The organism is Microbacterium oryzae, assembly GCF_009735645.1.
Taxonomy (GTDB): Bacteria; Actinomycetota; Actinomycetes; order Actinomycetales; family Microbacteriaceae; genus Microbacterium; species Microbacterium oryzae.
In genome coordinates, this window is the sequence record NZ_CP032550.1 from 1,166,271 (window position 1) to 1,190,236 (window position 23,966).

The window sequence follows — 23,966 nt, forward strand, 5'->3', positions numbered from 1 at the left end:
TCCCACCGGAATGGGCGTTGAATAGAGGGAACGACCCCGACCGCAGGAGGACCTCCCTTGCTCACCGTCAACGCCTACGCGGCGCCCTCGGCCACCGAGCCGCTCGTGCCCACCACCATCGAGCGTCGCGACGTCGGCCCCTCCGACGTCCTCATCGCCATCCGGTACGCCGGCATCTGCCACTCCGACATCCACACCGTGCGAGGCGAGTGGGGCCCCATCCAGTACCCCCAGGTCGTCGGCCACGAGATCGGCGGCGAGGTCGTCGAGATCGGCTCCGCGGTGACCCGGCACGCGGTCGGTGACCGGGTCGGCGTGGGCTGCATGGTGAACTCGTGCCGGGAGTGCGAGAACTGCCGCGCTGGCATGGAGAACTACTGCCTGAAGGGCAACACGGGGACGTACGCCTCGGTGGACCGCGACGGCACCATCACCCAGGGCGGGTACTCCACGCACGTCGTCGTGGACGAGGACTTCGTGCTGCGCCTCCCCGAGGCCATCCCGTACGAGGCCGCCGCTCCCCTGCTGTGCGCGGGCATCACGACCTACTCGCCTCTCGCCCACTGGAACGCCGGCCCCGGCACGCGCGTGGCTGTCGTGGGCATGGGCGGTCTCGGCCACATGGCCGTGAAGATCGCCGCCGCGATGGGCGCGGAGGTCACCGTCCTCTCGCGTACGCTCGACAAGCGGGAGGATGCGCTGGCGTTCGGCGCTGCCGACCACTTCGCCACCTCGGACGACGCGACGTTCGACGCGCTCGCGAACCGGTTCGACCTCATCGTGAACACCGTCAGCGCCCCGCTCCCGCTCGACCGCTACCTGTCGCTGCTGCGGCTCGACGGCACCATGGTGAACGTCGGAGCCCCGCCGGAGCCGCTCCCCGTCACCGTGTTCACCCTGTTCGGCAACCGCCGCTCGTTCGCGGGCTCCAGCATCGGCTCCATCGCCGAGACGCAGGAGATGCTGGACTTCTGCGCGGAGCACGGCATCGCCCCGGAGACGGAGCTCATCGCCGCCGAGGGGATCAACGAGGCGTACGAGCGCGTCCTCTCCAGCGACGTGCGGTACCGCTTCGTCATCGACACCACGACCCTCTGAAGCCGCGCTGGGCTCGCGCCTGAGCTCGTCGCAGACAGAGAGAGGCCCCGATCCGGATTCCGGATCGGGGCCTCTCTCTGCGTCAGGCGCTCAGCGCGCGAAGTTGCCGCGGTAGTACTCGTACACCCAGCCGAAGAGGCCGACGACCAGCAGGCCGGCCGCGACGGGAATGAGGAAGTGCGCCGTCGCCAGCGCGACCATGCCGATGGCGACCGCGCTGGCCAGCACGAGCGGCCACCAGGACCACGGGCTGAACTCGCCCTGCTCGACGTCGCCGTCGTCGATGTCGGCGTCGAGACGGTCCTCAGGGAGTTCGACGCCCTTCTGACCGCGGTAGACGAGCTGCACGTAGAACGCGATGAGCGCGGACATGAACGCCGCGAACAGCAGCGCCACCGTGCCGACCCACTCGATCCGGCCGCCGTACCAGGCGAGCCCCCACACTGCGTAGAGCGCTGCGGCGACCGCGAAGAACGCGCACAGGATCCACCAGATGACGACGTTGGACCGCATTACTTCACCTTCCCGTCCGAGAGGTCGACGGCGGGCGCGTCAGGCGCGTCCTTCGCCGGTCCGATGCCCACCGGAAGGCCGGCCTCGGGGTGGTTCAGGTCGAAGGCCGGACGCTCGCTGCGGATGCGCGGGATCGACGTGAAGTTGTGACGCGGGGGCGGGCACGACGTCGCCCACTCGAGCGAGCCGCCGTAGCCCCACGGGTCGTTGACCGTGATGGTCGGCGCCTTGCGGGCGGTGATCCACACGTTGACGAAGAACGGCAGCAGCGAGGCGCCGAGGATGACCGCGCCGACTGTGGACAGCTGGTTGCCCCAGGTCCACCCGTCTGCCTCGGAGTAGTCCGCGTAACGACGCACCATGCCGTCGACGCCCAGCCAGTGCTGGATGAGGAAGGTCATGTGGAAGCCGATGAACAGCATCCAGAAGTGCACGTAGCCCAGACGCTCGTTCAGCATCTTGCCGGTCCACTTGGGCCACCAGAAGTAGAACCCGGCGAACATCGCGAACACGACGGTGCCGAAGACGACGTAGTGGAAGTGAGCGACGACGAAGTACGAGTCGCTCAGGTGGAAGTCGAGCGGGGGCGACGACAGGATGACGCCGGTGAGGCCGCCGAAGACGAACGACACCAGGAAGCCGAGGGCGAACACCATCGGCGTCTCGAACGTCACCGAACCCCGCCAGAGCGTGCCGATCCAGTTGAAGATCTTCACACCGGTCGGAACCGCGATGAGCATCGTCATCAGCGCGAAGAACGGCAGCAGGACCGCACCGGTCACGTACATGTGGTGCGCCCACACCGACACCGACAGCGCGGCGATGGCGATCGTCGCGTAGACGAGCGTCTTGTAGCCGAACAGCGGCTTGCGGCTGAAGACCGGGAAGATCTCCGAGACGATGCCGAAGAACGGCAGCGCGATGATGTACACCTCGGGGTGGCCGAAGAACCAGAACAGGTGCTGCCACAGCAGCACGCCGCCGTTCTGGGGGTCGTAGATGTGCGAGCCGAAGATGCGGTCCGACGCGGCGGCGAACATGGCGGCGGCCAGCACGGGGAACGCGATCAGGATGAGGAGGCTCGTGATGAGCGTGTTCCACGTGAAGATCGGCATGCGCCACATGGTCATGCCGGGCGCGCGCATCGTGATGATCGTCGTGATGAAGTTCACACCGCCGAAGATCGTGCCGAAGCCCGAGATGCCGAGACCCAGCATCCAGAGGTTTCCGCCGATGCCCGGAGTGAATGACGCATTCGCCAGTGGCTGATACGCGAACCATCCGAAGGAGGCCGCACCCTGCGGGGTGAGGAAGCCGGCGACGGCGATGAGCGAGCCGAACGTGAACAGCCAGAAGGCGAAGGCGTTCAGACGCGGGAACGCGACGTCGGGCGCACCGATCTGCAGCGGCAGCAGCGCGTTCGCGAAGCCGGCGAAGAGCGGCGTCGCGAACATCAGCAGCATCACGGTGCCGTGCATCGTGAACAGCTGGTTGTACTGCTCCTTCGTCGGGACGATCTGCATCCCGGGCGCGAAGAGCTCCGCGCGGATGACGAGCGCCATGACGCCACCGAGGCAGAAGAAGAGCATCGAGGCGATCAGGTACATGTACCCGATGGTCTTGTGGTCAGTGGAGGTGATCCACTTGACGACGATGTTGCCCTTCTGCTCCACGCGGGAGCCGCTCAGCAGAGCAGCTTGCCGCGGGGGCAGCGTAGTCGGGCGGTCCGTGACGGTCGCCATGATCAGTGCTCCTCTTCGGTGGTGCTGGCAGCCCCGGTGCCGGGGTTGTTGGCGAGACGGTCGTAGACGCCCTTGATCTCGCCGGTCTGCCCCTTCGCCTCGAGCTCGTCGAGGTATGCCTCGTACTCCGCCTCGCTGACGACCTTCACGTTGAAGAGCATCATCGAGTGGTACTCGCCGCAGAGCTCGGCGCACTTGCCGGCGTACTCGCCCTCGCGGGTCGGGATGAACGACCAGGCGTTCTCATGCCCCTGGTACATGTCCTTCTTGTAGAGGAAGTCGACGATCCAGAAGGAGTGGATGACGTCACGCGACTCGAGGTCGATCGTCACGCGCTTGTCCACGGGCAGGACGAGCGTGGGCAGCTCGGACTGGTCGACGTCGCCGGCCTCGTCGGGCTGCGCCTGAACGCCCATGGTCCAGACGGTGTCGGAGCCGTCCTCGGCCTCGCCGTTGTACTGGAAGTCCCACGACCACTGCTTGCCGATCGCGGTGATGGTGACGTCGGGGTCCTCGTGCTGGTCCTCGAGGATCGCCTGGTCGCGCGCCGTGAAGGCGAACAGACCGAGCACGAGGATGAGCGGCGTCGCCGTGAAGAAGATCTCGATCGGCATGTTGTAGCGCAGCTGCACGGGCAGACCGGTCTGTCCCTTGCGGCGACGGTAGGCGATCATCGCCCAGAGCATCAGGCCCCAGGTGACGATGCCCACGACGAGCGCAGCGACCCACGAGCCGACCCAGAGCGACGAGATGACGGGCGCCTGGTCGGTGGTGGCCGTCCCGGACTCATCGAACCCCGGAAGGTATCCGTGCAGTTCCGTGGGCGAGCACCCTGCGATAGCGACGGCTGCCGCAGCGATCACGGGGATCGCGGCCCAGCGGAGATGGCGTTTCGACGGCACGAACTCACCTTTCGAACGTGGATAGGGCATCTGCAAGTCTACGGCAATCGCACACGCGATTCTGGCCAAGCTCGCAGGGCGCGCCGCGGCGGCGGCGCCGCTTCGGACATGCGAAAGCCCCGCTCCGATGGGGCGCGGGGCTCTCGCTGACGTGCTCGGTGCGAGCGGATGGCTCAGTGGAAGCTGTCTCCGCAGGCGCACGAACCCGAGGCGTTCGGGTTGTCGATCGTGAAGCCCTGCTCGGAGATCGTGTCCTTGAAGTCGATCTGCGCGCCGTCGAGGTACGGGACGCTCATGTTGTCGACGATGACCTCGACGCCGTCGAAGTCGACGGTCTCGTCGCCCTCGAGGTAGCGCTCGTCGAAGTAGAGCTGGTAGATGAGGCCGGAGCAGCCGCCCGGCTGCACAGCCACGCGAAGGCGGAGGTCGTCGCGACCCTCCTGCTCGAGCAGGCTCTTCACCTTGGCGGCGGCGGCATCGCTGAGGCTCACGCCGTGAGCGCGCGTGGCGGCATCGGCCGCAAGTGTCGTGTCTGTCATGACGCTCCTTCGAGGACTGCCGCGCGCAGGCGGCGGATTCACTCCATGGTAACGCCGTGGGCTGGGAGACGGGGCGGCGGATGTCCCCGTCTCCCGCGCCCTCTCAGACGGTGCGCTCGTTCGCCCGTGCGAGCAGCAGCGTCTCGGCGAGGATCGCGTGCCGGAAGGTGTCGAGATGCAGCGATTCGTTCGGGCTGTGCGCTCGAGAGTGCGGGTCCTCCACGCCGGTGACGAGGATCTGCGCGTCGGGGTAGCGCTCGACGAGATCGGCGATGAACGGGATCGAGCCGCCCACGCCGTAGTCGACGGCGTCCCGGCCATAGCCATCCCGCATGGCTCCCCGCGCGGTCTCCACCGCCCATCCGCTCGTGTCGACGAGGAACCCGTTGCCGAGGTCGACGTCGCTGAAGCTCAGCTGCGCGCCGAACGGGGCGTGCGCGCGGAGGTGGCGCTCCATGGCGTCGTAGGCGTCCTGGGCGCTCTGCCCGGGGGCGACCCGCGCGCTCACGACGACGGTGACCTCGGAGGAGAGCGTGTTGGACGCGGCGGCGACGCTGGTGAAGTCGATGCCGGTGACGGTGATCGACGGCTTGTTCCAGATGCGCGACAGGATGGTGCCGCCTCCGATGGGCGCGACGCCCGCGAGCAGGCCGGTCTCGCTGCGCAGCGTGTCCTCGTCGTAGGCAGGCGTGTCGCTGTCGCGCTCGGCGAGGCCCTCGACGGCGACAGCGCCCTCGTCGTCCCACAGGGTGGCGAGCAGCTTGACCGTGGCCAGCATGGCGTCGGGCACCGCGCCGCCGAACATCCCCGAGTGCGACGCGTGGTCGAGCGTGCGCACGGTGAGGTGGAACTTCGCGTTCCCGCGCAGCGAGACGGTCACGGCGGGCGTCTCGCTGTCCCAGTTGCCCGAGTCGGCCACGACGATGACATCGGAGCGCATCGCCTCCGCGTTGTCGGCGAGGAACCGCGTGAACGAGCGCGAGCCGAACTCCTCCTCGCCCTCGATGAAGAGCACGATGCCGAGGTCGAGGTCGTCGCCGTAGGTCTCGCGCAGCGCGCGGAGCGAGGCGATGTGCGCCATGACGCCGGCCTTGTCGTCGGCGGCGCCGCGCCCGTACAGGCGCCCGTCGCGCACGGTCGGCTCGAAGGGAGGCGTCTCCCACAGCGCCTCGTCGCCGGGAGGCTGGACGTCGTGGTGCGCGTAGAGCATCACCGTCGGCTTGCCGTTGCGCGCCGCGCGCGTGGCGAGGATGGCGGGCTGCCCCTGCTCCCCGGTCTCCGGGATGGTCGCGGTGCGGATGGCGACCTCGTCGAAGACGCCGGTCTCCTCCGCGAGGCGGGCGATCTCGCGCGCGCTGCGCTGCAGCTGCTCCTGGTCGAACGCGGGCCACGCGATGCCCGGGATCCGCACCAGACGGCCGAGATCCGCGAGGGCCGAGGGGATGCCTCCTTCCGCGGCTTCGATGAGCTGGGGTTCCGCAGAAAGCTGGGAGGTCATGCCGGTAATCTTAGATACTCCCGCGACGAGACTTCCGAGGTTCCCTCATGGCCAAGACACCTTCCGCCGAGAACAATGCGTCATCGACGACGCCCCCTGCCGGGAAAGGACGCCCCACCCCGACCCGTGCCGAGCGCGAGGCGGCGAACCGACGCCCCCTCGTCCCCGCGACCAAGGAGGCTCGCCAGGCCGCCAAGGCCGACCTGCGTGCGCGCCAGGAGCGCGCCCGCGTCGGCATGGCCAACGGCGAGGAGAAGTATCTCCCGGTGCGCGACAAGGGCCCGCAGAAGAAGTTCGCCCGCGACTTCACCGACGCCGGCTGGCACCTCGGCGAGTTCCTCATGCCGATGATGGTGCTCGTCATCGTCGCGACCTTCATTCCGCTCGCCGCGACCCAGTTCTGGTCGTTCATCGTGCTGTGGATCTTCATCCTCTTCGCGGTCGGCGACATGTTCATCCTGTCGCGCCGCGTGAAGATGCTCGCGGCCGAGAAGTTCGGCGGCAAGGACAAGCTCGAGAAGGGCCTGGGCTGGTACGCGGCCATGCGCTCGGTGCAGATGCGCTTCATGCGCCTGCCGAAGCCGCAGGTCAAGCGCGGCCACTACCCCGCCGCCTGACCCGCGACGCAACGCAGAAGCCCCGGAGCCGATGGCTCCGGGGCTTCTGCGTTACGGGGGTGGCACTCGATCAGCGCTTCGCTCGCAGCTGCGCCAGGTCGCGGTTGATGCGGCGGGCCCAGAACGGGCCCTCGTAGATGAAGCCGCTGTAGCCCTGCACCAGCGTGGCACCCGCGTCCAGGCGCTCCTGCACCTCGGCGGCGGTCTCCACCCCGCCCACCGAGATCACGCAGAAGTCGGGATCGGGCACGGCCGCGCGCACCACGCGCAGCACCTCGAGCGACCGCGCCTTCAGCGGCGCCCCCGAGAGTCCGCCGTCGCCTGCCTGGATGATCGTGACCGGGTCCGCGGTGAGGCCGTCGCGGGCGATCGTGGTGTTCGTGGCGATGAGCCCGGCGAGCCCGAGCTCGCGCGCGAGCCGTGCGATGCCGTCGATCTCGTCATCGGGCAGGTCCGGAGCGATCTTCACGAGCAGCGGGGTCGCGCCCGCCGCCGCCTTCACGGCGGACAGCAGCGGCCGCAGCGTCTCCGCGGCCTGCAGCCCGCGGAGTCCCGGCGTGTTCGGCGAGGAGACGTTGACGGCGAGGTAGTCCGCGAGGGGGCTCAGCATCCGGGCGCTGGCGACGTAGTCGGCGGTCGCGTCGGCGACGTCCACGACGCGGCTCTTGCCGATGTTGACGCCGACGACCGCTCCCCCGCGGCGCAGGCGCGCGAGGCGCTTCGCGGCCGCGGCGGCGCCGTGGTTGTTGAAGCCCATGCGGTTGACGAGCGCCCGGTCGGCGACGAGGCGGAACAGGCGCGGCTTCGGGTTGCCGGGCTGCGGGATCGCGGTGAGCGTGCCGACCTCGACGTGCCCGAACCCGAGCGCGTCGAGCCCGCGCACCGCGACCGCGTTCTTGTCGAATCCGGCCGCGACGCCGAACGGCGTCGGGAACTCGTGGCCGAGCGCGTGCACCCGCAGCTCGGGCGCCGGGCGCGTGAAGGCGCGCGCGGCCCAGGAGAAGGGGCGGATGCCCATGGCCCGGATCACGGGCATGGCCAGGTGGTGCGCCGTCTCGGGATCGAAGCGCGAGAGGACGTGCGTGAAGAGGAGGGGATACATCCCCGCCAGGGTATCGGGTGGCGCCGTCAGTTCGCCGTCGCGGCGTCCGCCCTGCCGCGCAGCGCGTGGTCTGCGCGCAGGTCGGCGATGGCGCTCTCAAAGTCCTCCAGGGAGTCGAACGCCTGGTACACGCTCGCGAAGCGCAGGTAGGCGACCTCGTCGAGCTCGCGGAGCGGGCCGAGGATGGCCAGGCCGATGTCGTTCGCGTCGATCTGGCTGAGTCCGGTCTGCCGCAGCGACTCCTCGACCTTCTGAGCGAGGATCGCGAGGTCAGCGTCGGTCACCGGGCGGCCCTGGCACGCCTTGCGCACGCCCAGCACGACCTTCTCGCGGCTGAAGGGCTCGACCGCGCCGGAGCGCTTGATGACGTTGAGGCTCGCGGTCTCGACGGTGGAGAACCGTCCGCCGCACTGCGGGCACTGCCGGCGTCGCCGGATCGAGAGGCCGTCGTCGCTCGTGCGGGAGTCGATGACACGGGAGTCGCCGTGGCGGCAGAACGGGCAGTGCATGAGGCGCCAGCCTACTCGGCCGCGTTCGAGAACCGGGCGGTGACCGCCTCGCCATGGGCGGGGAGGGCCTCCGCATCCGCCAGCGCGACGATGGCGTCGGCGACCTCGGCCAGGCCATCCCGGTCGTACTCGATGACCTGCTGGGGCCGCAGGAAGGTGTGCGCGCCGAGACCCGACGCGTACCGCGCCTGTCCCCCGGTCGGGAGGACGTGGTTGGACCCCGCGAGGTAGTCGCCGAGGCTCACCGGCGCGTACCCGCCCACGAAGATCGCCCCGGCGCTCGTGTAGCGCGCTGCCGCCTCGGAGGCGTCGGCGAGGTGCAGCTCGAGGTGCTCGGGGGCATAGGCGTTGCTGAACGCCTCCGCGGTGGCCGCGTCGTCGACGAGGACGACGGCCGACTGCTCCCCCGCGAGCGCCGCGGCCACGCGCTCGGCGTGCCGCGTGAGGGGCTGGATGCGCTGTAGCTCGGCGGTCACCGCGTCGGCGAGCGGCGCCGACGCGGTGACGAGCACGGCCGACGCCTGCTCGTCGTGCTCGGCCTGGCTCACGAGGTCGTAGGCGATCAGGCGAGGGTCCGCCGACTCGTCGGCGACGATGAGGATCTCCGTCGCGCCGGCCTCGGAGTCGGTCCCGACGAAACCGGCCACGGCGCGCTTGGCGGCGGCGACGAAGTTGTTGCCGGGCCCGGAGACCACGTCGACGGGGTCGAGGCCGAGCGACGCGACGCCCGATGCGAGCGCGCCGATGGCGCCGGCGCCGCCCATGGCGTAGACCTCGTCGATGCCGAGGAGGCCGGCGACGGCGAGGATCGTGGGGTGCACGCGCCCGGCCTGGTCCGCCTGCGGCGGCGACGCGAGCGCGATGCGCGAGACGCCCGCGACCTGCGCGGGGACGACGTTCATGACGACGCTGGAGGGGTAGACCGCCTTTCCGCCCGGGATGTAGACGCCGGCCCGGCTCACAGGCTGCCACCGCTGGAGGATGCGCGCGCCGGATCCGAAGCGCGTCTCGCGCGCCGGCGGCACCTGGGCGGCCGAAGCCGACCGCACGCGCTCGATGGCCTGCTCGAGCGCGGCGCGCACGCGCGGGTCGAGACCGGCGACCGCCTCCGCGATGTGGGCGGCGGGCACGCGCACCTCGTGCCCGGTGACGCCGTCGAACCGCTCGGCCTGCTCGCGCAGGGAGTCCTCGCCGCGGCGGCGGACGTCGGCGACGATCTCGGCTGCCACGGAGGCGGCCGTCTGCAGCGCCTCGGCGGCGCGGGGGACGACGGCCAGCAGCTCGGCCGTGCTGAGCGTGCGGCCGCGGAGGTCGATGGTGCGCATAGGACGATTATCCCGCGGTCTCCGGATGCCGGAGACCGCGGGAGCCGCACTCAGCCCCGCGTGACGCCGGAGACGTCGTGCAGGTACCCGACACGGCCGTCGTCGTCCCGCACGACGTAGACCTCGCCGCGGTCCTCCAGCACGAGCGCCCATGCGGTGGGGCCGATGCGGAACAGCGGCGCCCCGGTCTCGTCGACGACGTCGCGCTCCTCGGGCACGAGCGCCCAGAACGGCTGGTTCGCCGGGGCGGGCTGAGCGGCCGGCTGCCCGTCCGCATCGTGCCCCATCAGGCGCGCGAGGTCGTCCACATCGCCGTGCCCGTGCGCGGGCGCGGGCTGCTCGGCGTCGGGCTCCGTCACATGCAGTCCGGCGACCTCCTGTGAGGCGGACGCCGCGAGGGAGGGGTCCACGGGCTGGCTCTCCGCCTGGTCGCCGGGCGCGGTGCCCACGGGCTGGTCGCCGTGCGGCTGCTCGCCGTACTGCTGCTCGCCGTACTGCTGCTCGCCGTACTGCTGCTGGCCGTAGGGCTGCTGCTGCCCGTACGCCTGCTGCTGGCCATAGGGCTGCTGCGCGAACGGCTGCCCGTACCCCGGCTGCTGGCCGAACTGCTGCGGCTGGCCGTACGGCGGGTTGAAGGGCTGCTGCCCCTGCGGTGCCGGCTGGCCATAGGGCTGCTGACCGGGCTGCATGCCCGGCTGCTGGCCGTAGTGCGGCTGCTGGCTGTAGGGCTGGCCGACGAACTGGCCGGGCGTCCAGCCGGCGGCGGCCGGGCGGGGCTCGTGGCGGATCGGCCGGGCCGCGCGGGCGGCCGGGTGCGCGACGCGCTCGGCGCGCCCCTCGAAATCCTCGCGGAACGGCGGCACGAACGGCGCGACGACCGTGAAGAACACGCCGGCGAGCATGAGCAGCGTCTCGAGCCACGGCACCCAGGTGAGGAAGGAGTCGCCACCCTGGGCGCCCCAGGCCAGGCGGCTGATCCATGTGACCGCGCCGACCGAGAACGCGACCGACGCGAACTGGTCGATGCTGAGCGACCCGACGCGCGTGATCGCCGCGGGCGCCACCCGCCGCAGCAGGATGAGCAGCGCCGCCGCCGCCGGCACGAGTGCCGCGAGCACCCAGTCCAGTCCGACCGCCCAGATCGGATGGAACGAGAAGTGCACGATCGAGAAGAACGACGTCAGCAGCGCGACGCCGCCGATGATGACGAGGATGAGCTCACGGGCCGAGAACGGTCCGACGCCCTTCTGCGGGCGGCCGTCGCCCTCATTCGGCTCCGGCAGCGCGTGGGCCGCCGGCTCCGACTCCGGCGTGTGTCCGGGGTACTGCTCGCTCACCCTGATTCCTTCCGTCGATGGGGCTCGATCCTACTGGCCGAGCCGATGCGCCCGCCGCCTGGGGACATCCGCCCGATCAGGCGATGCACTGCGGGCCGAGGAGCGCCTTCAGATCTCCGAACAGCTCCGCCGTGATCGACACGGGAAGCGGCACCTCGAACACCTTCGCCGTGCGGCCGCGATGCATCTTCAGCCGCACCTCGGTCTCGCCGCGATGACGGCGCAGCATGTCGGCGAGGTCCTCGACGACCTGCTCGGTGGCCCGTTGCTCGGGGAGGAGCAGCGTCAGCGGACCGGAGACCTCGAGCGCTCCCACGTCGGGCACGAACGCCATCTGCGCGTGCAGGTTCAGTCCGTCGTCGCGCCGCGAGACGCGGCCGCGCACCGCGAGGACCGAGTCCTGCTGCAGGATCGGCTGGAACTCGACGTACGTCTTGCCCATGAACATGACGGTGACCTCGCCGTCGAAGTCCTCGACGGTGATCATGCCGTACGGGTTGCCGCTCGACTTCGCCACGCGGTGCTGCGCGCTCGTGACGAGCCCCGCCACGGTGACCTGGTCGCCGTCCTGCAGGTCCTCGGAGGCGAGTAGGTCGCTGATCGTGATCGAGCGGTGCTTCGCCAGCGGCACCTCGAGACCGGCGAGCGGATGGTCGGAGACGTAGAGTCCGAGCATCTCGCGTTCGAACGCGAGCTTGTCCTTCTTCGTCCACTCCGGGCGCTCCGGCACCTTCTGCACGGCCTCCGGCTCGTCCCACAGGCTGTCGAAGTCGAAGCCGATGGCGCCGCCGGCGGCGTTGCGCTTGTCGGTGACGGCGGACTCGACGGCCTGCTCGTGGATCTCCAGCAGCGCGCGGCGCGTCGATCCCATGGTGTCGAAGGCGCCCGCCTTGATGAGCGACTCGACCGTCCGCTTGTTCGCCACGTGCATGGGCACGCGCCGGAGGAAGTCGTGGAAGTCCGAGTACGGACCGTCCGCGCGCGCGGAGATGATGCCGTCGACGACGTTGGAGCCGACGTTGCGGATGGCGCCCAGGCCGAAGCGGATGTCGTCGCCGACGGCTGCGAAGAAGCCGATCGACTCCGAGACGTCCGGCGGGAGCACGCGGATGCCCATCCGCCGGCACTCGTTGAGGTACATCGCGAGCTTGTCGCGCGAGTCGCCGACGCTCGTGAGCACGGCCGCCATGTACTCGGCCGGATAGTGCGCCTTGAGGTACGCGGTCCAGTACGACACCACGCCGTATGCGGCGGAGTGCGCCTTGTTGAACGCGTAGTCGGAGAAGGGCAGCAGGATGTCCCACAGCGCCTTGATCGCGCCCTCGCCGAAGCCGCGCTCCTTCATGCCGCCCGCGAAGCCCTCGTACTGCTTGTCGAGCTCCGACTTCTTCTTCTTGCCCATCGCGCGGCGGAGGATGTCGGCCTGGCCGAGGCTGAAGCCGGCCACCTTCTGCGCGATGGCCATCACCTGCTCCTGGTAGATGATGAGGCCGTAGCTGGTGTCGAGGATGTCGCGCAGCGGCTCCTCGAGCTCGGGGTGGATGGGCGTGATGTCCTGCTGCCCGTTCTTGCGCAGGGCGTAGTTCGTGTGCGAGTTCGCGCCCATGGGTCCCGGACGGTACAGCGCGATGACGGCGGAGATGTCCTCGAAGTTGTCGGGCTTCATGAGGCGCAGCAGCGACCGCATCGGCCCGCCGTCGAGCTGGAAGACGCCGAGGGTGTCGCCTCGAGACAGGAGGTCGTAGGCACCGCGGTCGTCGAGCGGCAGGTGCTCGAGGTCGAGCTCCTCCCCCCGGTTCGTCCGGATGTTGTCGAGGGCGTCCGACAGGATGGTCAGGTTCCGCAGCCCGAGGAAGTCCATCTTGATGAGACCCAGCGACTCGCAGGCCGGATAGTCGAACTGCGTGACGATCTGGCCATCCTGCTCGCGGCGCATGATCGGGATGATGTCGATGAGCGGCTCGCTCGACATGATCACGCCAGCGGCGTGCACGCCCCACTGGCGCTTCAGTCCCTCGAGGCCGACCGCGCGGTCGAAGACGGTGCGCGCCTCGGGGTCGGTCTCGATGACCGTCCGGAACTCGCTCGCCTCCTTGTACCGGGGGTGCTCGGGGTTGAACATGCCGTCGAGCGGCATGTCCTTGCCCATCACGGCCGGCGGCATCGCCTTCGTGAGGCGCTCGCCCATGCTGAACGGGAAGCCGAGGACGCGGCCGGCGTCCTTCAGGGCCTGCTTCGACTTGATGGTGCCGTACGTGACGATCTGCGCCACGCGCTCGGAGCCGTACTTCGCGGTGACGTAGTCGATGACCTCGCCACGGCGCCGGTCGTCGAAGTCGACGTCGAAGTCGGGCATCGAGACACGGTCGGGGTTGAGGAAGCGCTCGAAGATGAGGCCGTGCTCGAGCGGGTCGAGGTCGGTGATGCGCATCGCGTAGGCGGCCATCGACCCCGCACCCGAGCCGCGGCCCGGACCGACGCGGATGCCGTTGTCCTTGGCCCAGTTGATGAAGTCGGCGACGACGAGGAAGTACCCCGGGAAGCCCATCTGGGTGATGATGCCGATCTCGTACTCGGCCTGCTTGCGGGAGGCGTCGGGGACGCCGTTCGGGTACCGGTAGTGGAGTCCCTTCTCCACTTCCTTGACGAACCAGCTCTCCTCGGTCTCGCCATCCGGAACCGGGAAGCGCGGCATGTAGTTCGCCGAGGTGTTGAACTCGACCTCGCAGCGCTCGGCGATGAGGAGCGTGTTGTCGCACGCCTCCGGGTGGTCGCGGAAGAGCTGGCGCATCTCCTGCGCGGTCTTGATGTAGTACCCGTCGCCGTCGAACTTGAAGCGGTTCGGGTCGTCGAGGGTCGAGCCGGACTGCACGCAGAGGAGCGCGGCATGCGCGTCGGCCTCGTGCTGGTGCGTGTAGTGCGAGTCGTTGGTGGCCACGAGCGGGATCCCGAGGTCCTTCGACAGCCGCAGGAGGTCGGTCATGACCCGGCGCTCGATGGAGAGGCCGTGGTCCATGATCTCGGCGAAGTAGTTCTCCTTGCCGAAGATGTCCTGGAACTCCGCGGCCGCCGCGCGTGCGGCGTCGTACTGCCCGAGGCGCAGGCGGGTCTGGATCTCGCCCGACGGGCATCCGGTCGTCGCGATCAGGCCCTTGCCGTACGTCTGCAGCAGCTCGCGGTCCATGCGCGGCTTGAAGTAGTACCCCTCCATGCTCGAGCGCGAGCTCAGCCGGAACAGGTTGTGCATGCCCTGCGTCGTCTCGCTCCACATGGTCATGTGGGTGTACGCGCCGGATCCCGAGACGTCGTCGCTCTTCTGATCGGGCGAGCCCCACTGCACGCGCGACTTGTCGCTGCGGTGCGTGCCGGGCGTGACGTAGGCCTCGAGCCCGATGATCGGCTTCACGCCGGACGACTTGGCGGCCTTGTAGAACTCGTACGCCGCGAACGTGTTGCCGTGGTCGGTCACCGCGATCGCCGGCATGGCGTAGTCCGCGGCGGCCTGCGTCATCGCGGTGAGCTTCGCCGCCCCGTCGAGCATCGAGTACTCGCTGTGCACGTGCAGGTGGACGAAGGAGTCAGACGGCATGCTCCGAGTCTACGAGCCGCCCCCGACGGAGCGCTGGACGTCCTCGCGAGGCGCCCCGGGCCATCCGTCGGCGCCGCGCTGGACGTCCTCGCGAGGCGGCCCGGGCCATCCGCCCAGACGATGTCGTCTCGTCGAGCGCACACGGAAATCGGCGGAGAAGCGTGTCGCCTCGGCGAGACGACATCGTCTGGCGGGTGCGGGCGGGGTGCGGGTGCGGGCGGGCGTGGGCAGCGTCGCGAATCGTCGCACGCCGCGGCCCGCTACTCGTCGCGGAGGACGTCCAGCGCGTGCTGCAGGTCCGCGGGGTACTGCGAGGTGAACTGCACCCACTCCCCCGAACCGGGGTGAGCGAACGCCAGCTCATGCGCGTGCAGCCACTGGCGCGTCAGGCCGAGCCGTGCCGAGAGCGTGGGGTCGCCGCCGTAGAGCGGGTCGCCGACGCACGGATGGCGGTGGGCCGCCATGTGCACGCGGATCTGATGCGTGCGGCCGGTCTCGAGGTGGATCTCGAGGAGCGACGCCCCGCGGAACGCCTCGATGGTCTCATAGTGCGTCACCGAGTCCTTGCCGTCGGGAATGACGGCGAACTTCCACGAGTGGTTCGGATGGCGGCCGATCGGCGCGTCGATCGTCCCGCTGAGCGGGTCGGGATGCCCCTGCACCACCGCGTGGTAGATCTTGTCGACCGTGCGCTCCTTGAACGCGCGCTTGAGCAGCGTGTACGCGCGCTCGGTCTTCGCCACGACCATGAGCCCGCTGGTACCGACGTCGAGGCGGTGCACGATGCCCTGCCGTTCGGCGGCGCCGGTCGTCGCCACCCGCACGCCCGCGGCCAGCAGCGCGCCGAGCACGGTCGGGCCCTCCCACCCCACGGAGGGGTGCGCGGCGACCCCGGAGGGCTTGTCGACGACGACGATGTCGTCGTCCTGGTGCACGATGCCGAGATCGGGCACCTCGACGGGGATGACCCTGGGCTCCTCCTTCGGCTGCCACTCCACGTCGAGCCAGGAGCCCGCCGAGACGCGGTCGGACTTGCCGACGACGATGCCGTCCAGCTCGACGCCGCCGGCCTCGGCGACCTCCGCGGCGAACGTGCGGGAGAACCCGAGCATCTTCGCGAGCGCGGCGTCCACGCGGACGCCCTCCAGGCCATCCGGGATGGGAAGGCGCCGCGACTGGCTCATGCGCCGGGCTCCGCCCCGGGCGCATCCGCATCGGTCGTCTCGCGGGTGCGCTCGCGCGTGCCGTCGAAGCGGATGCCGATGAGCGTCAGCACCGCGACCGAGATCATCATCGTGACGATGAACATGTCGGCGACGTTGTAGATCGCCGGGGTGGTCCAGAACCACATCCACGGCGTGAGGATGAAGTCCACGACATGCCCGACCGCGAAGCCCGGCTCGCGGAACACGCGGTCGACGAGATTGCCCAGCACGCCGCCGAGGAGCAGCCCCAGGACGATCGCCCACACACGCGAGCGGATGCGGGTGGCGGCCAGCCAGACGATGATGGCCGCGACGATCGCCATCGCCAGCGTGAAGATCCAGGTGACGCCCTCCCCGAGGGAGAACGCCGCCCCCGGGTTGTAGACGAGATGCCACTGGAGGACATCACCGAGCACCGGCCTGGTCGTGCCCGGGGTGAGGCTCTCGATGGCGAGGTGCTTGGAGAACTGATCGGCGGCCAGCACCACGGCCGCGAGGATCGCGATCGTGGTGCCGGCCGCCGCAGCACGCAGAGGGGGTCGGCCCGACAAGACGGGCTTACAGACCGATGGCCGAGACCGGCGTCGAGCTCGCGGTCGTGGCCGACGAGTCGAGGTCCTTCAGCTTGGTCTCGAAGTAGGTGCGCAGCTGCTGACGGTAGTCCTGCTCGAACTGGCGCAGCTCGGAGATGCGGCTCTCGAGCGACTTGCGCTCGGTGTCGAGCTTGGTCGTGATCTCGCGCTGCTTCGCCTCGGCGTCGGAGACGATCTGGTTCGCCTTGGCCTGCGCCTCGGAGACGAGCTGCTCGGCCTGGGCCTGGCCCTCGGCGACGTGCTCGTCGTGCAGACGCTGCGCGCGCTCGATGATGCTCGCGGCGCTGCTCGCGGTGGACGACACGCCGGCGGCGGCGGGCGCCTCCTGCACGGGGGCCTGCTCGACCTGAGCCTCGGGAGCGGCCTCGACGGCGGGCGCCTCGGGCGCCTCCTCGACGGGAGCCTCGGCAGCGGGAGCGGCGGCCGGGGCGGCCTCGCCGGACTCGTACTGCGCCAGCTGAGCCTTCAGCTGCTCGTTCTCCTCGATGGTCTTGCGCCACTCGACGACGATCTCATCCAGGAAGTCGTCGACCTCGTCCGGGTCGAAGCCCTCCTTGAACCGGACGTGCTGGAACTGCTTGGTGACGACGTCATCCGGGGTCAATGCCATGGTTTTGGCTCCTCTTTCGATGAGTACTCGGTCGGCGGCCGGCACCGGACCTGCCACGTTTCCGTGACTGACAGCATAACCGCCCCCGCGGCAGGGGCCGTCATCGGGTGGTCAGACGAGCGCGAGCGTCCGCGTGACCGACAGCAGGATGAAGCAGATCAGCATCGTCAGCGCGAACGCGAAGTCGATGGCGATCCCGCCCACGCGCAGCGGCGGGATGACCTTGCGGAACATCCGAATCGGCGGGTCGGTCAGCGTGTACACGACCTCCGCGAGCACGAGGACCGCGCCCTTCGGTCGCCACTCCCGGTTGAACATCGGGATGTACTCGAGCACGAGGCGCGCGAAGAGCACGAAGATGTACAGCAGGAGGACGAAGTTCAGGATCGAGGCGATGAGGGCGAACACGCTCACAGCGACCGATCCCGCTCGGCGAGTCCGTGCGCGGGCGTCACGACTGCGCGAAGGACGCCGACTCGATGTCGGCGTGGGCGATGGCGCCGTCGCCCGAGACGGCGATGTTCTCCGGCGACAGCAGGAACACCTTGCTCGTGACGCGCTCGATGCGGCCGTACAGCCCCAGCGACAGGCCGCTCGCGAAGTCGATGAGACGGCGCGCATCGGCGTCGCTCATCTGCGAGAGGTTGATGATCACGGGGATGCCGTCGCGGAAGTGCTCGGCGATCGTCTGCGCGTCGCGGTACTGCTTGGGGTGGACGGTGACGATCTCGTTGACCGCGCCGGACGCCGGCTGGCGCACCACGGCGGGGCGACGCAGCGGGGTGACCGGTGCGGGAGCTGCATCTTCGATGAGCTTCTCCTCTCGGTGGGGACGCTCTTCGCGAGCGATGCGGTCTTCGCGGGGCTGGGACGAGGCTTCCTCCTCGTACTCTTCCTCGTCGGCGAGGCCGAGGTAGACCATCGTCTTCTTGAGCGGGTTCGCCATGGCGTCCGTCCTCCGTTGTGTTCGCGTCTTGTCCGAGGCTAGACCCGCGCCGCGCGCGGGCCGGTGATTGCGGAGCCGATCCGCAGGTGTGTCGCGCCGCAGGCGATCGCCTCGACGAGATCCGCCGACATGCCGGCGGAGATCCAGGTGGCGGCGGGCTCGACGGCCCGCACGAGCTCGGCGTATCCGGCGAGCCGCGCGAACGCGGAGGCCGGCGGCTCGTCGAGCGGCGCGACCGCCATCACGCCCTTCAGCGCGAGTGTGGGCGCCGCCGCGATCCGCTCCGCGAGGGCGGTCACGCCGTCGGGCGCGATGCCGCCGCGAGCGGGATCGTCGGTGAGATTGACCTGCACGAGCACGTCCAGCGGAGCATCACCCGGCTCGGCCGCCCCGTCGAGCGCGTCGACGAGGCGCTCCCGGTCGACCGAGTGGATGGCCGCGGCCGCGCGGCGCACGGAGCGCGCCTTCTTCGTCTGCAGCTGGCCGATGAAGTGCCAGCGCAGGTCGAGCTCGGACAGCTCCTCCGACTTGGCGACGAGCTCCTGCTGCCGGTTCTCCCCGACGTCCACGACCCCGAGGCCGTGGAGCTCGCGGACGAGCGAGGCCGGATGGAACTTCGTCACGACGATGCGCGTGATGTCACGCGCATCGCGCCCCGCCGAGCGTGCGGCGTCCGCGATGCGAGCGTCGACGGCCGCCAGCCGCTCGGCGAGGGCGCTCATCGCCTACTTCAGGAAGTCGGGGATGTCGAGGTCGTCGCCGCCGAACGCCGAGTCGAACCCGCTCGTGTCGGGCAGGACCGGATTCGAGACGGCAACCGACACCGGCTCGCGCTCGGCCTTGGCGGGCTCGGCGGCGGGCTTCTCCTCCGTGCGCACGACGTGCGGCAGCGAGGCCGGCTTGTGCGGCTCGGCGCGCCCGTTGAACGCGGGGACCTCCACGCGCGACTGCGGCTCGCCGCTGTCGAAGCCCGCGGCGATCACCGTGACGCGCACCTCGTCGCCGAGAGTGTCGTCGATGACCGTGCCGAAGATGATGTTCGCCTCGGGGTGCGCGGCCTCCTTGACGAGCTGAGCGGCGTCGTTGATCTCGAAGATGCCGAGGTTCGAACCGCCCTGGATCGACAGCAGCACGCCGTGCGCACCCTCGATCGACGCCTCGAGGAGGGGCGACTCGACGGCCAGCTCTGCCGCCTTGATCGCGCGATCCGCGCCGCGCGCGGAGCCGATGCCCATGAGAGCGGAGCCCGCTCCCTGCATCACCGACTTGACGTCGGCGAAGTCGAGGTTGATGAGACCCGGCGTGGTGATGAGGTCGGTGATGCCCTGCACACCGGCGAGCAGCACCTGGTCTGCCGTGGCGAAGGCCTCCACCATCGAGATGCCCCGGTCGCTGATCTCCAGCAGACGGTCGTTCGGGACGACGATGAGGGTGTCGACCTCTTCCTTCAGCGTCGCGACGCCGAGCTCGGCCTGGTTCTGACGACGACGCCCCTCGAAGGAGAAGGGCTTCGTCACGACGCCGATGGTCAGGGCGCCGATGGACTTGGCGATGCGCGCCACGACGGGCGCGCCGCCCGTGCCCGTGCCGCCGCCCTCGCCCGCGGTGACGAACACCATGTCGGCGCCCGCGAGCGCCTGCTCGATCTCCTCCGCGTGATCCTCCGCCGCGCGACGCCCGACCTCGGGGTCCGCGCCCGCGCCGAGTCCGCGGGTGAGCTCGCGTCCGACGTCGAGCTTGACGTCGGCGTCGCTCATCAGCAGCGCCTGCGCGTCGGTGTTGACCGCGATGAACTCGACGCCGCGAAGCCCGAGTTCGATCATGCGGTTCACCGCGTTGACGCCACCGCCGCCGACGCCGACGACCTTGATCACGGCGAGGTAGTTCTGGTTCTGGCTCATGCCGGCCTCCGTATCGACCTCAAGCTTCACCGGGACTCAACCCTCAGGTTCAGGTAGAGGGTTAAAGTATTGCCCGGTATGTATTTCTTCCGTGCACGACGCTACGTGGACGCGGCGCAGGACACGGCAATGGACACGGGCGTGTCGGAACAATTTCGCCGAATGACGAGCTCGCGGCGACGCGGTGCCGCGGTCAGCGCACGATGATCGTGTCGGGCGCCGACACGTCGTACACCGTGGCGTTCTCCGCGAGCGCCCCGCCGAGCGCCTTCTGCAGCACCAGCGCCTTATACGGCGAGCGGTCCGCACTTCCCCAGATCACCTGCGGGCCGTCCTCTCCGAGCAGGAGGGAGACGTCCTCCGCGGTGGTCGCCGTCGCGGAGGTCACGCTCGAGCGGAGCTCCTCCGGCAGGGCACGCAGCACCTCGCCCACCGTGAGGAAGGCCTCCGACGTCGTGCCGCCGTCGACCTCGATGAGCGGCAGTCCCCCGGGGCGCTCGCCCGCGGTCGTCAGGGCGACGCCCGCGGCGTCGACGGTGGTGAAGCCGGCGTCGGACTGGAGCACGCCGACGGGCGTGCGCTCCACGATCCGCACCACGAGGTCGTGGGGCGGGTGCGCCTCGATCGTGTAGCTCTGCACGAGGGGGAAGCCGACGAGCGCGGCCTTCACGGCGCTGTCGTCGACGAGCGGAAGGGGCTTGCCCACCTGGTCTTCGAGCGCCGAGGCCACGGCGCCCGCGTCCAGGAGCTCGGTGCCCTCCACGCTGATCTCCTCGACCGCGAAGAGCGGACTGTAGGCCGCTCCCACGCTGCCGACCACGAGCACGAGGAGCGATCCCAGCGCGATCGTCCAGCCGAGCCGGCGCCGACGCGCGCGCGCTGTGAAACGCCGCACCTCCGCGCGGAGCACCCGGCGGCGCGCACGGGCGGCGCGCCAGACGCCCGCCCAGCCCACGCGCTCGCCGGAGCGCTCCTCGGCGTCGTCGGCATCGCCATCCGAGGTCGCATTCACGGCCCGCGCGGCGACGCGCGGCTCGGCGGGGCGCAGCGCGACGATCGGCGCGGTGTCGGTGTGGTCGTCGGCAGCGCGACCCTCCGCGGCGCGGCCCTCAGCTGCCGGTCCCTCTGGAGCGGCCCGCTCAGGAGCGACGTGCTCGGGCGCGATCGGAGCCTCGGCCGGGGCGCGCTCGATGCCCAGCCGCTCCATCGCGGCGCGGCGCTCGGCGAGCTGCCGCTCCTCGTCCGCGGCGGAGGGCGTCTCCGGGCGCGAGGAGGGCGGAAGGGGACCCGGCCGCCGCATGCTGCTCAGTCCGCTGCGCCGGCGCTCGCGAGCGAGCCGAGCACCTGCGGGATGATCCGGTACACGTCGCCGCAGCCGAGGGTGATGACGTAGTCCCCCTCGCGCGCGACCGAGGCCGTGTAGTCGGCGGCCTGCTGCCAGTCCGCGACGAAGTGCACGTGCGACGGATCGGCGAACGCGCCGCTGACGAGCTCTCCGGTGACGCCCGGGATCGGGTCCTCGCGCGCGCCGTACACGTCGAGCACGACGGTGTGGTCGGCGTGCTCCTCGAGCACCCGGGCGAACTCGCCCGCCATCAGCTGGGTGCGCGAGTAGGTGTGCGGCTGGTGGAGGGCGATGATGCGCCCCTCGCCCACGACCGTGCGCGCGGCGGCGAGGGCGGCGGCGACCTCCGTGGGGTGGTGCGCGTAGTCGTCGTAGACGCTGACGCCGTGCTCCACGCCGTGCAGCTCGAAGCGGCGGACCGTCCCGCCGAACGACTCCACCGCGCGGACGGCGGGCTCGAGCCCGTAGCCGAGCTGCAGCAGCACCGCCACCGCGCCGGCGGCGTTGATCGCGTTGTGGCGGCCGGGCACGGCGAGCCGGCCCGACACGCGCTCGCTGCCGCGGACGAGGGTGAAGCCCACCGGCCCGTGGGCGTCGATGTCGACGACCCGCACGTCGGCGCTCTCGGCCTCGCCGAAGGTCACGACGTTCTCGTGCGCGAGGCGGGCGGTGACGCGGCGGGCGCCGGGGTCGTCGGAGGAGATGACGACGGCCTCGCGGGCCTCGTCGGCGAAGCGCACGAAGGCGTCGTCGAACGCCTCGTGAGAGCCGTAGTGGTCGAGGTGGTCGGCGTCGACATTCGTGATGAGCGCGACGGACGTGTCGTACAGCAGGAAGGTGCCGTCGGACTCGTCGGCCTCGACGACGAAGAGGTCGTCGCTGCCCACGCCGCTCGACGCGCCCAGCTGCTGGATGACGCCGCCGTTGACGTAGCTCGGATCGGCGCCGATGGCCGCCAGCGCCGTGACGATCATGCCCGTCGAGGTCGTCTTGCCGTGGGCGCCGGCGACCGAGACGAGTCGGCGTCCGCCGATGAGGTAGTGCAGGGCCTGCGAGCGGTGGATGACGGCGAGGCCGCGCTCCTTCGCCGCGAGGAACTCGGGGTTCTCGGGCCAGATCGCGCCGGTGTAGACCACCGTGTCGACGTCGCCGAGATTCGCCGCGTCGTGCCCGATGTGCACGGTGGCGCCGAGGGCCTCGAGGTCGCGGGTGTTCTGGCTCTCCGCGCGGTCGGATCCGGAGACCGGGACGCCGGCGGCGAGGAACATGCGGGCGAGCCCCGAGATGCCGGAGCCGCCGATGCCGATGAAGTGCACGGCGTCGATGCGCTCGGGGATGGGGACGGTGAGGTCGGGCTTGATCATGGCCCGTCGAGTCTAAGCCGCCGCCCTGGCATCCGCCTCAGGGCGCGCGGTCGAGGGCGCGGTCAGCCGAGACGGCGCGGTGAGCCGAGACGGCGCGGTGAGCCGAGACGGCGCACTCAGGCGGCGCGGCGCCCGGCGAGGGCGGCGTCGAGGTGCGCGATGACGTTCTCCGTGCCGCGACGCGTGCCGGCGTCGGCGGCCGCATCGGCCATCCGCTCGATCCGTGCGCGGTCGCGCAGCAGGGGCAGGATGGCCTCGCGCACCTTCTCGGGCGTGAAGGCCGCGTCGTCGATGAGGATGGCGGCACCCGCCTCGACCACCGAGCTCGCGTTGAGGCGCTGCTCGCCGTTGCCCACCGCGTACGGCACGTACACGGCGGGGATGCCGAGGGCGCTGATCTCGCTGACGGTGGACGCTCCGGAGCGCGACACGACGAGGTCGGCCAGCGCGAAGGCGAGGTCCATGCGGTCGACGTAGCGGCGCAGCGCGTAGCCGGCGGCGCCCGGGTCGGCGAGCTCCGAGCGCTCCCCGGTGATGTGGAGGAGCTGCCATCCCGCGTCGAGGATCTCCTGCCAGGAGCCGGCGAGGGCCTCGTTGATGCGGCGCGCGCCGAGCGAGCCGCCGAAGGCGAGGAGCACGGGCTTGTCGGCGTCGAGGCCGAAGTGCGCGGCGGCCTGCGCGCGGGTCGCGCCGCGGTCGAGGTGCACGATCTCGGGACGCAGCGGCATGCCGACGACCTCGCCGCGGCGCAGCGGCGTGCCGGCGAAGGCCACCCCGACGAACGCCGCGCCGCGGGCGCCGAGCACGTTCGCGAGGCCCGGCCGCGCGTTCGCCTCGTGCACGACGTACGGCACGCCCTCGCGGCGCGCGGCGATGTAGGCGGGTGCGGCCGCGTAGCCGCCCACGCCGAGGACCACGTCGACGCCGCGCTCGCGGATGTATCGGCGCACATCGGCGATGGCCTTCCGCCACCGCGCGGGGAAGCGGAGCGCAGCGGCATTCGGACGGCGCGGGAACGGCACCTTCTCGACGACCAGCAGCTCGTAGCCGCGCTCGGGAACGAGCCGCGACTCCAGCCCCTCGCGCGTGCCGAGGACGAGGATCTCGTCGTCGGCGCGCCGTGCACGCAGCCCGTCGGCGACGGCGAGCAAGGGGTTCACGTGGCCGGCGGTGCCGCCGCCGGCGAGGAGGTAGGTCGTCACTCCCCGATCCTCCCATGGCGGCATGTCCC

22 protein-coding genes are annotated in these 23,966 nt (G+C 70.5%); 2 read left to right on the forward strand and 20 right to left on the reverse strand.

Going from position 1 to position 23,966, the window contains the following annotated elements; genetic code table 11:
* Positions 1-57: 57 nt before the first annotated feature.
* Positions 58-1,098, forward strand: coding sequence for an NAD(P)-dependent alcohol dehydrogenase (locus D7D94_RS05460; RefSeq protein WP_156241662.1), 1,041 nt, complete (start codon positions 58-60; stop codon positions 1,096-1,098).
* A 90-nt stretch (positions 1,099-1,188) separates the two neighbouring features.
* Here D7D94_RS05460 and ctaF read toward each other — a convergent pair whose 3' ends face one another.
* The 5 genes from ctaF to D7D94_RS05485 form a co-directional block, all read right to left on the reverse strand.
* Positions 1,189-1,611, reverse strand: a complete 423-nt coding sequence (ctaF, locus tag D7D94_RS05465) for an aa3-type cytochrome oxidase subunit IV (protein WP_156241663.1) — start codon at positions 1,609-1,611, stop codon at positions 1,189-1,191.
* Positions 1,611-3,353 (reverse strand): aa3-type cytochrome oxidase subunit I, encoded by a 1,743-nt coding sequence (gene ctaD / locus D7D94_RS05470; RefSeq protein ID WP_156241664.1) that lies wholly within the window; start codon positions 3,351-3,353, stop codon positions 1,611-1,613. Before ctaD ends, ctaF begins: the two co-directional genes overlap by 1 nt.
* 2 nt (positions 3,354-3,355) lie before the next feature.
* Positions 3,356-4,255 (reverse strand): aa3-type cytochrome oxidase subunit II, encoded by a 900-nt coding sequence (gene ctaC / locus D7D94_RS05475; RefSeq protein WP_156241665.1) that lies wholly within the window; start codon positions 4,253-4,255, stop codon positions 3,356-3,358.
* A gap of 173 nt (positions 4,256-4,428) precedes the next feature.
* Positions 4,429-4,794 carry an iron-sulfur cluster insertion protein ErpA gene (gene erpA / locus D7D94_RS05480; RefSeq protein ID WP_156241666.1) on the reverse strand — a complete coding sequence of 122 codons (366 nt, stop codon included), beginning with the start codon at positions 4,792-4,794 and terminating at the stop codon, positions 4,429-4,431.
* 103 nt (positions 4,795-4,897) lie between these two features.
* Positions 4,898-6,292: a dipeptidase gene (locus tag D7D94_RS05485; protein ID WP_156241667.1), complete on the reverse strand. Its 1,395-nt coding sequence runs from the start codon at positions 6,290-6,292 to the stop codon at positions 4,898-4,900.
* Between the two features lie 47 nt (positions 6,293-6,339).
* On the opposite strand from D7D94_RS05485, the gene D7D94_RS05490 reads away from it, so the two are divergent.
* Positions 6,340-6,909, forward strand: coding sequence for a DUF3043 domain-containing protein (locus D7D94_RS05490; protein WP_156241668.1), 570 nt, complete (start codon positions 6,340-6,342; stop codon positions 6,907-6,909).
* A 70-nt stretch (positions 6,910-6,979) separates the two neighbouring features.
* Here the strand turns inward: D7D94_RS05490 and D7D94_RS05495 are convergent, their stop codons facing one another.
* The 15 genes from D7D94_RS05495 to D7D94_RS05565 form a co-directional block, all read right to left on the reverse strand.
* Positions 6,980-8,011, reverse strand: coding sequence for a quinone-dependent dihydroorotate dehydrogenase (locus D7D94_RS05495; protein ID WP_156241669.1), 1,032 nt, complete (start codon positions 8,009-8,011; stop codon positions 6,980-6,982).
* A gap of 26 nt (positions 8,012-8,037) precedes the next feature.
* The gene (gene nrdR / locus D7D94_RS05500; RefSeq protein WP_156241670.1) at positions 8,038-8,520 is read right to left on the reverse strand and encodes a transcriptional regulator NrdR; all 483 of its coding nucleotides are present in this window, start codon (positions 8,518-8,520) and stop codon (positions 8,038-8,040) included.
* An 11-nt stretch (positions 8,521-8,531) separates the two neighbouring features.
* The gene (gene hisD, locus D7D94_RS05505) at positions 8,532-9,845 is read right to left on the reverse strand and encodes a histidinol dehydrogenase (RefSeq protein WP_156241671.1); all 1,314 of its coding nucleotides are present in this window, start codon (positions 9,843-9,845) and stop codon (positions 8,532-8,534) included.
* Positions 9,846-9,895: 50 nt separating this feature from the next.
* Entirely contained in the window at positions 9,896-11,182 is a 1,287-nt protein-coding gene (locus D7D94_RS14435; RefSeq protein ID WP_246171882.1) for a hypothetical protein, read from the reverse strand.
* A 76-nt stretch (positions 11,183-11,258) separates the two neighbouring features.
* Positions 11,259-14,771 carry a DNA polymerase III subunit alpha gene (gene dnaE, locus D7D94_RS05515; RefSeq protein ID WP_156241672.1) on the reverse strand — a complete coding sequence of 1,171 codons (3,513 nt, stop codon included), beginning with the start codon at positions 14,769-14,771 and terminating at the stop codon, positions 11,259-11,261.
* Between the two features lie 260 nt (positions 14,772-15,031).
* The gene (locus D7D94_RS05520; protein WP_156241673.1) at positions 15,032-15,955 is read right to left on the reverse strand and encodes an RluA family pseudouridine synthase; all 924 of its coding nucleotides are present in this window, start codon (positions 15,953-15,955) and stop codon (positions 15,032-15,034) included.
* A complete protein-coding gene (gene lspA / locus D7D94_RS05525; protein WP_156241674.1) occupies positions 15,952-16,527 on the reverse strand; it encodes a signal peptidase II in 576 nt (191 codons plus the stop codon). Before lspA ends, D7D94_RS05520 begins: the two co-directional genes overlap by 4 nt.
* A 7-nt stretch (positions 16,528-16,534) precedes the next feature.
* Positions 16,535-17,179: a DivIVA domain-containing protein gene (locus tag D7D94_RS05530; RefSeq protein ID WP_156241675.1), complete on the reverse strand. Its 645-nt coding sequence runs from the start codon at positions 17,177-17,179 to the stop codon at positions 16,535-16,537.
* Between the two features lie 111 nt (positions 17,180-17,290).
* Positions 17,291-17,593, reverse strand: a complete 303-nt coding sequence (locus D7D94_RS05535) for a YggT family protein (RefSeq protein ID WP_156241676.1) — start codon at positions 17,591-17,593, stop codon at positions 17,291-17,293.
* A gap of 37 nt (positions 17,594-17,630) precedes the next feature.
* Positions 17,631-18,125 carry a cell division protein SepF gene (locus D7D94_RS05540; RefSeq protein WP_156241677.1) on the reverse strand — a complete coding sequence of 165 codons (495 nt, stop codon included), beginning with the start codon at positions 18,123-18,125 and terminating at the stop codon, positions 17,631-17,633.
* Positions 18,126-18,163: 38 nt separating this feature from the next.
* Positions 18,164-18,847 carry a YggS family pyridoxal phosphate-dependent enzyme gene (locus tag D7D94_RS05545; RefSeq protein WP_156241678.1) on the reverse strand — a complete coding sequence of 228 codons (684 nt, stop codon included), beginning with the start codon at positions 18,845-18,847 and terminating at the stop codon, positions 18,164-18,166.
* A gap of 3 nt (positions 18,848-18,850) precedes the next feature.
* Entirely contained in the window at positions 18,851-20,026 is a 1,176-nt protein-coding gene (gene ftsZ / locus D7D94_RS05550; RefSeq protein WP_156241679.1) for a cell division protein FtsZ, read from the reverse strand.
* 193 nt (positions 20,027-20,219) lie between these two features.
* Entirely contained in the window at positions 20,220-21,326 is a 1,107-nt protein-coding gene (locus tag D7D94_RS05555; RefSeq protein WP_246171883.1) for a cell division protein FtsQ/DivIB, read from the reverse strand.
* Positions 21,327-21,331: 5 nt separating this feature from the next.
* Positions 21,332-22,735: a UDP-N-acetylmuramate--L-alanine ligase gene (gene murC / locus D7D94_RS05560; RefSeq protein WP_156241680.1), complete on the reverse strand. Its 1,404-nt coding sequence runs from the start codon at positions 22,733-22,735 to the stop codon at positions 21,332-21,334.
* Positions 22,736-22,851: 116 nt separating this feature from the next.
* Complete coding sequence (locus tag D7D94_RS05565) at positions 22,852-23,937, reverse strand: UDP-N-acetylglucosamine--N-acetylmuramyl-(pentapeptide) pyrophosphoryl-undecaprenol N-acetylglucosamine transferase (RefSeq protein WP_156241681.1); 1,086 nt, start codon at positions 23,935-23,937, stop codon at positions 22,852-22,854.
* Positions 23,938-23,966: the final 29 nt, after the last annotated feature.